This window comes from Pseudonocardia xinjiangensis, from assembly GCF_012911925.1.
GTDB lineage: Bacteria > Actinomycetota > Actinomycetes > Mycobacteriales > Pseudonocardiaceae > Pseudonocardia > Pseudonocardia xinjiangensis.
Window position 1 is genome coordinate 49,356 of record NZ_JAAXKY010000030.1, and the last position, 7,329, is coordinate 56,684.

The 7,329-nt window shown below is 72.5% G+C and carries 5 protein-coding genes; all 5 read left to right on the forward strand.

The window, feature by feature from the left end; genetic code table 11:
• Positions 1 to 37 precede the first annotated feature (37 nt).
• On the forward strand, positions 38 to 910 hold the full coding sequence (locus tag HF577_RS12080) for an ABC transporter ATP-binding protein (RefSeq protein WP_169395892.1): 873 nt from the start codon (positions 38 to 40) through the stop codon (positions 908 to 910).
• Positions 907 to 1,902 (forward strand): ABC transporter substrate-binding protein, encoded by a 996-nt coding sequence (locus HF577_RS12085; protein WP_169395893.1) that lies wholly within the window; start codon positions 907 to 909, stop codon positions 1,900 to 1,902. Before HF577_RS12080 ends, HF577_RS12085 begins: the two co-directional genes overlap by 4 nt.
• Positions 1,903 to 1,906: 4 nt before the next feature.
• Complete coding sequence (locus HF577_RS12090; RefSeq protein ID WP_169395894.1) at positions 1,907 to 4,000, forward strand: iron ABC transporter permease; 2,094 nt, start codon at positions 1,907 to 1,909, stop codon at positions 3,998 to 4,000.
• 474 nt (positions 4,001 to 4,474) lie between these two features.
• Positions 4,475 to 5,392, forward strand: coding sequence for a UDP-glucose/GDP-mannose dehydrogenase family protein (locus HF577_RS12095; RefSeq protein ID WP_169395895.1), 918 nt, complete (start codon positions 4,475 to 4,477; stop codon positions 5,390 to 5,392).
• The gene (locus HF577_RS12100) at positions 5,389 to 6,603 is read left to right on the forward strand and encodes a glycosyltransferase (protein WP_169395896.1); all 1,215 of its coding nucleotides are present in this window, start codon (positions 5,389 to 5,391) and stop codon (positions 6,601 to 6,603) included. Before HF577_RS12095 ends, HF577_RS12100 begins: the two co-directional genes overlap by 4 nt.
• The last annotated feature ends 726 nt before the right edge of the window (positions 6,604 to 7,329 follow it).

The following is a 7,329-nucleotide window of genomic DNA, read 5'->3' on the forward strand; positions in this document are numbered from 1 at the left end:
CCCTTGCGCTCAAGTAAAGGTAGCCTATCCTCCGTTCGTGCTCCCCGCTCCCCGACCGGCCACCGAGCTGCACGGCGTCGGCCTCGACCTCGGCTACCACGGCGTCGACGTCGTGCACGGGGCCGGCGTCCGGCTGCGCTCCGGCTTCGTCACGGCGCTGGTGGGACCGAACGGCAGCGGCAAGTCGACCCTGCTGCGGGCCCTCGCGCGGCTGCACCGGCCCCGGAGCGGGCAGATCCTGATCGGCGGCGACCGCGATCCCGAAGCGCTGGATGCGCTCGCCCTGACCCGCCGCGAGTTCGCCCGCCGCGTCACGCTGCTCGCGCAGAGCCGGCCGGTGCCGGTCGGCCTCTCGGTGCGCGACGTGGTCGGCTTCGGCCGCCACCCCTACCGCGGCCGGTTCGGCCGCGAGGACGTCGCCGGCCCGGCCGTGGTGGCGCGAGCGATGGAGGCGACCCGCGTGGCGGGCATCGGCGACCGCCCCGTCGACGAGCTGTCCGGCGGCCAGCTGCAGCGCGTCTGGCTCGCCTGCTGCCTGGCCCAGGACACGGGCGTCCTGCTGCTCGACGAGCCGACCAACCACCTCGACCTGCGCTACCAGGTCGAGATGCTCGAACTGATGCGCGATCTCGCCGACGACGACCAGGTGGCGGTCGGCGTGGTGCTGCACGACCTGGAGCACGCCGCTGCCGTCGCCGACGAGGTCGCGCTGCTCGCCGACGGGCGGGTGCGCGCCGCCGGCCCACCGGAGGCCGTGCTCACCGGCGAGATCCTCACAGCGGCCTACGGGATCGAGGTCGCGGTCGACCACGACCCGGTCACGGAGTCCCTGCGCATCCGGCCGGTCGGCCGGCACAGCACGCGCAGGAAGGGAACCGCGACAGCGGGAAGTGCGGAGGAGACCAGATGAGACGATCCTGGCGGCGCGGTCCATGGGCGGCGGTGACCGTCCTGGTCGCCGTGGCGCTCGCCGGTTGCGGCACCACGGAGGCGCCGGACGACGCGGGCTCCGCACCCACCGCCGGCAACAGCGCACCCATCACCGTCACCGACGGACGTGGCCGGCAGGTCACCCTCGACGGTCCGGCGACCAGGCCGGTCGGGCTCGAGTGGAACGTCGCCGAGCACCTGGTCTCGCTGGGCGTGCCGCCGGTCGGTGTCGCGGACGTCGAGGGGTACACCAACTGGGTCAAGGCCGCACCGCTGGCGGGCGATGTCACCGACGTCGGGGTGCGGGGTGAGCCGAGCGTCGAGGCGATCGCCGCCCTGCGCCCCGACCTCGTCCTCGCCACCACCGACCTGCCCGATGGCGCCGTCACGCAGCTGGAGGCGATCGCGCCCGTGGTGCTCGTGCGTCCGGCCGACGCCTCCGACAGCATCGGCCAGATGCGCCGCAACGTCGAGCTGGTCGCCACGCTCACCGGCACCCAGGCCGCTGCGCAGCGCGTGCTCGCCGACTTCGACACCGCACTCACCGACGGCGCGGCGCGGCTGGCGGCAGCCGGGCTGGCCGGGCGCCGGTTCGCCTTCGCCGACGGCTACCTCGACGGTGGGCGCCTCTCGATCCGCCCGTTCACCGAGGGATCGCTGGTCGAGTCGGTGTCGCAGGAGCTCGGCCTCGTCAACGCGTGGCCACTCACCGGCGACGCCGACTACGGCCTCGCCACGACCGACGTCGAGGGGCTGACCACGCTCGGGGACGTCGAGTTCGTCTACTACGCCAACGACGCCGACGGCCCCGACCCCTTCGTCGACGGGCTCGCGGGCAACGCGGTGTGGGCGTCGCTGCCGTTCGTGCAGGCCGGCAACGTCACGCGGCTCCCGGACGGGATCTGGATGTTCGGCGGGCCGGCATCGATGAGGCAGTACGTCGACGCCGTCACCGCGGCACTGGCCGGCTGAGACGGTGGGCAGGGCCGGGGTCTCGGAGGTCTTCGCCGACCCGCGGCCGGCGCCGTGTGCGGTGCCGTCGCGCGTCGCCGCCGCTGCCGTGCTGGGGGTCGGCGCGGTGCTGCTGCTCGCCGCCGTGCACCTCACCCAGGGCACATCGGGTGTCGGGGTCGGCCAGTTGCTGGCGCTGCTCACCGGATCGGGCACCGACGGGACCGCCGCGGTGCTGGTCGCCTCGCGCGTGCCCCGGCTGCTCGCCGCCGTCGTGGTCGGGGCGGCGCTGGGTGCGGCAGGCGCCGTGCTGCAGTCCGTCAGCCGCAACGCGCTCGCCTCGCCGGACACCCTCGGGGTCGACGCGGGCGCGTACTTCGCGGTCGTCGCCGTCGCGGCGTTCGGCCTGGTCGTGCCCGTCGAGCTGTCGGCACTGCTCGCGTTCGCCGGCGGTCTAGCCGCCGCGGCGCTCGTCTTCGCGCTGTCGGGCGGCGGCACGGGGCCGACCCGGCTCGTGCTGGCCGGGTCCGCGGTCGCACTCGCGCTCTTCTCGCTCACGAGGGTGCTCCTGCTGCTGTTCTCGCAGGAGACCTCGGGGCTCTACGCCTGGGGCAGCGGCCAGCTCGCGCAGACCGGGCTCGACGCGGTGGCGCGGATGAGCCCGGTCGTGCTGCTCGCCCTCGCCGGTCTCGTCGGGCTCGGCCGCAGGCTCGACGTCCTCGGCCTCGGCGACGACACCGCGGCGGTGCTGGGCGTCCCGGTCCGCCGCACCCGCGTGCTCGTGACCGTGCTCGCGGTGCTGCTCTCCGCCTCCGCGGTGACGGTGGCGGGCCCGGTCGGCTTCGTGGGCCTGTGCGCGCCCGCCGTGCTCCGGCTCGTCGCGCCGCTCGTGCCCAGGCTGCGCCGACACCGGGTGCTGCTGCCCATGTCCGCGCTGGCCGGGGTCGGCGTGGTGCTCGCGGCCGACGTGCTCGTGCGACTCGTGCTCGGCGGGCAGGGCGGCGTCGAGGTGCCGACGGGGGTGGTGACCACCCTCTTCGGTGCGGTCGTCCTGGTGGCCGTGGCCCGCCGGTTCCGTGAGTCCGGCCCGGTGCGGCAGGTCGCCGCCGCGCACTCGGGGCGGCTGCGTGACCGCCGGGGCTTCCTCGTCGTGCTCGCCGTGACACTCGCCGCCACCGCGGTCGTGGCCGCGGGTGGCCTGCTGCTCGGTGACACGCTGCTGCTCGCAGGCGACGTCCTCAACTGGTTCACCGGTCGCGCCGGCCCGATCACCGCGTTCGTGCTGGACACGCGGGTGCCGCGCGTGGTCGCCGCCCTGTTCGCGGGAGCCGCGCTCGCGGTGGCAGGCACGGCCGTGCAGGCGGTCTGCCGCAACCCGCTCGCCGAGCCCGCTCTCCTCGGCGTCAGCGGCGGCGCGGGGGTGGCAGCCGTCGTGGTGATCACGGCCGTCCCGGCCGTCGGGGTCTGGACGCTCGCCGGCAGCGCCGCGCTCGGTGCGCTGCTCGCCGCCACACTCGTGTTCGGGCTCGCCGTGCGTGGCGGCATGGCGTCCGACCGGCTCGTCCTGATCGGCGTCGGGGTCTCCTACGGGGCCATGGCGCTCATCACCGTCATGATCGTGTCCACCGACCCGTTCAACGAGACGAAGGCGCTCACCTGGCTGGCCGGCTCGACGTATGGGCGCACGTTCCCGCAGGTGTTGCCCGTGGTCGGTGCGTTGCTGCTCGTCCTCGCGCTGTTCGCCGGGCGGCGTCACGAGCTCGACCTCCTCGCCGTCGACGACGACACCCCGCAGGTGCTCGGCATCCGGCTCTCCCGGACCCGGGTGCTGCTGCTGGGTGCCGCGGCACTGCTCACCGCCACCGCCGTCGCCGCGATCGGCGTGCTCGCGTTCGTCGGGCTCGTCGCCCCGCACGCCGCACGCGCCCTCGTCGGGGCCCGGCACGCCCGCGTGCTCCCGGTCGCCGCCCTGCTCGGCGCGCTGCTCGTCGGGCTCGCCGACGCCGTCGGCCGCACCGTCATCGCGCCGGCCCAGCTGCCCGCGGGCGCGCTCACGTCGCTGATCGGCACGCCGTACTTCGCGTGGCTGCTCTGGCGCTCCCGGCGGCTGGCGGCCTGACGGTTCCGGGGCGGGTCGGCGCGGGGACGTCCGGCACATCTCGCCGCCGACCGGGTTATCCCGGACAGATCATCTCTTCCCGCCCGGCGAGCCGGCCGCGCTCGAATGCGGGAGGAACACTCCGGGCAGATCAATGCGACGAAAGGGGGCCACAATCAGCATCCAAACGGTCGCCCGACACATAAACCTTATCACTATGAAATGATTGCAATGCGAGATGATCGAAGATGAGGATGGCGTTGGTCACTATTCTCGGCGGCCACTGATACACGGTTCGTCATCGAGTAACGGCGCTCCGCTAAGGGCGACGTCTACCCAGACCTTTGAGCTGGGAAAATCTTGGCCAAGGCGCCGCACGAGTCGATCAAACCGGCGCCCGGCGCGACCCGACACCGGTGTGCGCGCCTTTGATCCGGTCTGCAGACTCACACTCCTCAGTGATCGATCGCGGTGCCGAGCGAGAGAGGCTTGCGAATGCAGCCATCGAGGGTATTCGTCGTTGGGTCCGGCGTCGTCGGAACAGCGACAGGCATGGGTTTCCGGGCCGCCGGAAACACAGTGACCTTCATCGACATCTCGGTGCCACGGGTGTGCGACCTCCGGGCCCAGGGCCTGGACGCACGTACGGAGCTGGACCTGGCCTCCGAGCCCGACTCCTTCATCTTCCTCACCTTGCCCACGCCGAACGCGGGACGGGGGTACGACCTGGGAGCGTTCGCGGCGGGGTCCGCCGCCGTCGGCCGAGCCCTCGCCGGGTCGAGCGCACGGCACACCGTCGTCGTGCGGTCGACGGTGGCGCCGGGCACCACCGAAGAACTGGTGCGGCCGGTGCTGGAGGAGAACTCCGGCATGACCGCCGGTGACGGGTTCCGCCTGGCCACGAACCCGGAGTTCCTGCGCGCGGTCTCCGCGGAGGAGGACTTCAGCCACCCGTGGATGACCGTCATCGCCAGCCGGGACCCGCAGGCCGTGGCTCAGCTGCGCGCGCTGCTCGCACCGTTCGGTGGCGAGATGCGCACGTTCTCCGATCCGGCCGAGGCCGAGTTCGTCAAATGTGCGCACAACATCTTCAACGCCACGAAGATCAGCTTCTGGAACGAGATGTGGCTCGTCGCGCGGGAGATCGGGCTCGACCTCGACCCGATCGCGGCGACGGTCGCGAAGTCCGCCGAAGGATCGATCAATTCACGGTACGGGATCCGCGGCGGCGCCCCCTACGGCGGAGCGTGCCTGCCCAAGGACACCCGCGGCTTCCTCGGATACTCCGACGCGATCGGTGTCGACATGCCGTTACTGCAGGCCGTGGTCGAAACGAACGAACGGCTCGAAAACGTGGTCAAACAGGAGGTCGAAGCCGCCGGAAAAGCGGCATCCGGCATCACGACGGCATGACCCTCCCTTTCTACTACTACGTGCTGGGCACGCCTCTCGGCGTGCTCGGTCTGATCCGGTGGGGATGCTGGCTGGTACGGCGGATTCCCGCGGTGCTGTACCGGCCGGTGATGAACGACCATCGCCTGCCGATCACCGTGGTCGTGCCGGTGTACCAGGAGGATCCGGAGATATTCGCCGCCGCGATCGAGTCCTGGCTGGCGAACAGGGTCGACGACGTCATCCTGGTCATCGACGTCTCCGACGCGGACTGCCAGGAGGTCGCCGGCCGTTACCCGGTACGGGTGCTGATCACTGATGTGCCGGGGAAACGGGACGCGTTGCGCCGGGGATGGCGGGCGGCCGGCACCGAACTGGTCGCCCTCGTCGACTCCGACACCGTCTGGGCGCCGGACGTCGCGGACGAGGTGTGCAAGCCGTTCGCGGACCCCCGGATCGGAGGCGTCGGAACCCGGCAGAACGTCTACGAGGCCTCGGGCTTCCTGGCCCGCATCACCGACATGTTCCTCGATCACCGGTACTTCGACGAGAACGCCAGCCAGAGCCTGCTCGGCCAGGCGGTGTCGTGCCTGTCCGGACGCACGGCGATCTACCGCCGCGCGCTGCTGCTCGAGGTCGAGGAAGAGTTCATGCACGAGACGTTCTGGGGCGTGCCGTGCCTGTCGGGCGACGACAAGCGCCTGACGACCCTCATCCTGGAACGCGGCCATCTCACGTACATGCAACGGACGGCCGAGGTGTGGTCGACCTTCCCCACCCGCTGGCGGATCTTCTTCCGCCAGCGGCTCAGGTGGGCGCGCAACACCTGGCGTTCCGATCTGCGCGCGCTGTCGCGGCGCTGGGTGTGGCGGCATCCCTTCCTCGCCTACACGATGGTCGACAAGGGCGTCAGCAGCTTCACCCTGCTGTTCGGGCCGGCGTTCATGATCCACTCATTGGTGAACCGGAACTGGGTGTTCGCCGGTGTCCTGGCGGTCTGGTGGCAGATCAGCCGGTCGGCGAAGCTGTTGCCCCACCTGCGCCGCCGGCCCTCCTCGTTCTTCTTCATCCCCGGCTACGTCGTCGTCTCGTGGATCATGGCCTTGATCAAGCTGCAGGCCCTGTTCACCATCCGCAGGCAGCGCTGGCTCACCCGGCAGGTGGCCGTCGAGAACGGCGAGGTCGTCCGCACCGAGCAGCCAGGGTCGACCCCGGACGGGGTACCGGCATGACCAGCACCCGACCGAGCCGATACCGGGTCGGCCGACTGCTCCCCTGGTGTGCGATCGCCACGCTGCTCGCCGTCGCGGCGACGCCCGGTGCGGCGCTCGCGGCCGGTCCGACGACCACGGCGCCGGCAGCCCGGGCGGCGGCGACGGCGGGGGCGGCGCAGACGCCCGGCACGGACTCGGACGGTCCGCAACCACCCACCGCGGGTCCGGACCGTGGGCGCGATCCGTCGCGGCGGGCAAGGCGGCCGCCCCACCGGCACGACCGGGGTGCCGACGGAACGCCCCGGCCGCGCGACATCCCGCACCGGCCGCTCGGTCCACGCGGGGACCCGTCGGCCGCCCAGGGGCCGGATACCAACACACCGGACACCGACACACCGGACACCGACGGACCAGACACCGACGGACCGGACACCGACACACCGGAAGACTCCACGCCGGAAGACTCCACGCCGGACACCGACGCACCAGAGACCGGCGCACCGGAGACCCGCGCACCGGAATCCCCCGCACCGGAACCCCCCGCGGCGCAGCAGCCCGCGCGGGCAGTTCCCGCCCGGCCGCCGGTCCGCACCCCGCCGCAGGCCCTCAGGCCGGAGCAGCCGGCGCAACCGGAGCAACCGGCGCCCCCGCCCGTGCCGGCACCCCGCACGCCGGCAGCACCCCGGCCGGGCCCTGGCTCTTATACACATCTTACGCTGCCGACGATAAGGCTCTTGTAGCGTC

Bases quoted from the DNA above. Each gene is read 5' to 3' on its own strand.
- HF577_RS12085 (WP_169395893.1), top strand. From the start codon at position 907: ATGAGACGATCCTGGCGGCGCGGTCCATGGGCGGCGGTGACCGTCCTG.
- HF577_RS12095 (WP_169395895.1), top strand. From the start codon at position 4,475: ATGCAGCCATCGAGGGTATTCGTCGTTGGGTCCGGCGTCGTCGGAACA.
- HF577_RS12100 (WP_169395896.1), top strand. From the start codon at position 5,389: ATGACCCTCCCTTTCTACTACTACGTGCTGGGCACGCCTCTCGGCGTG.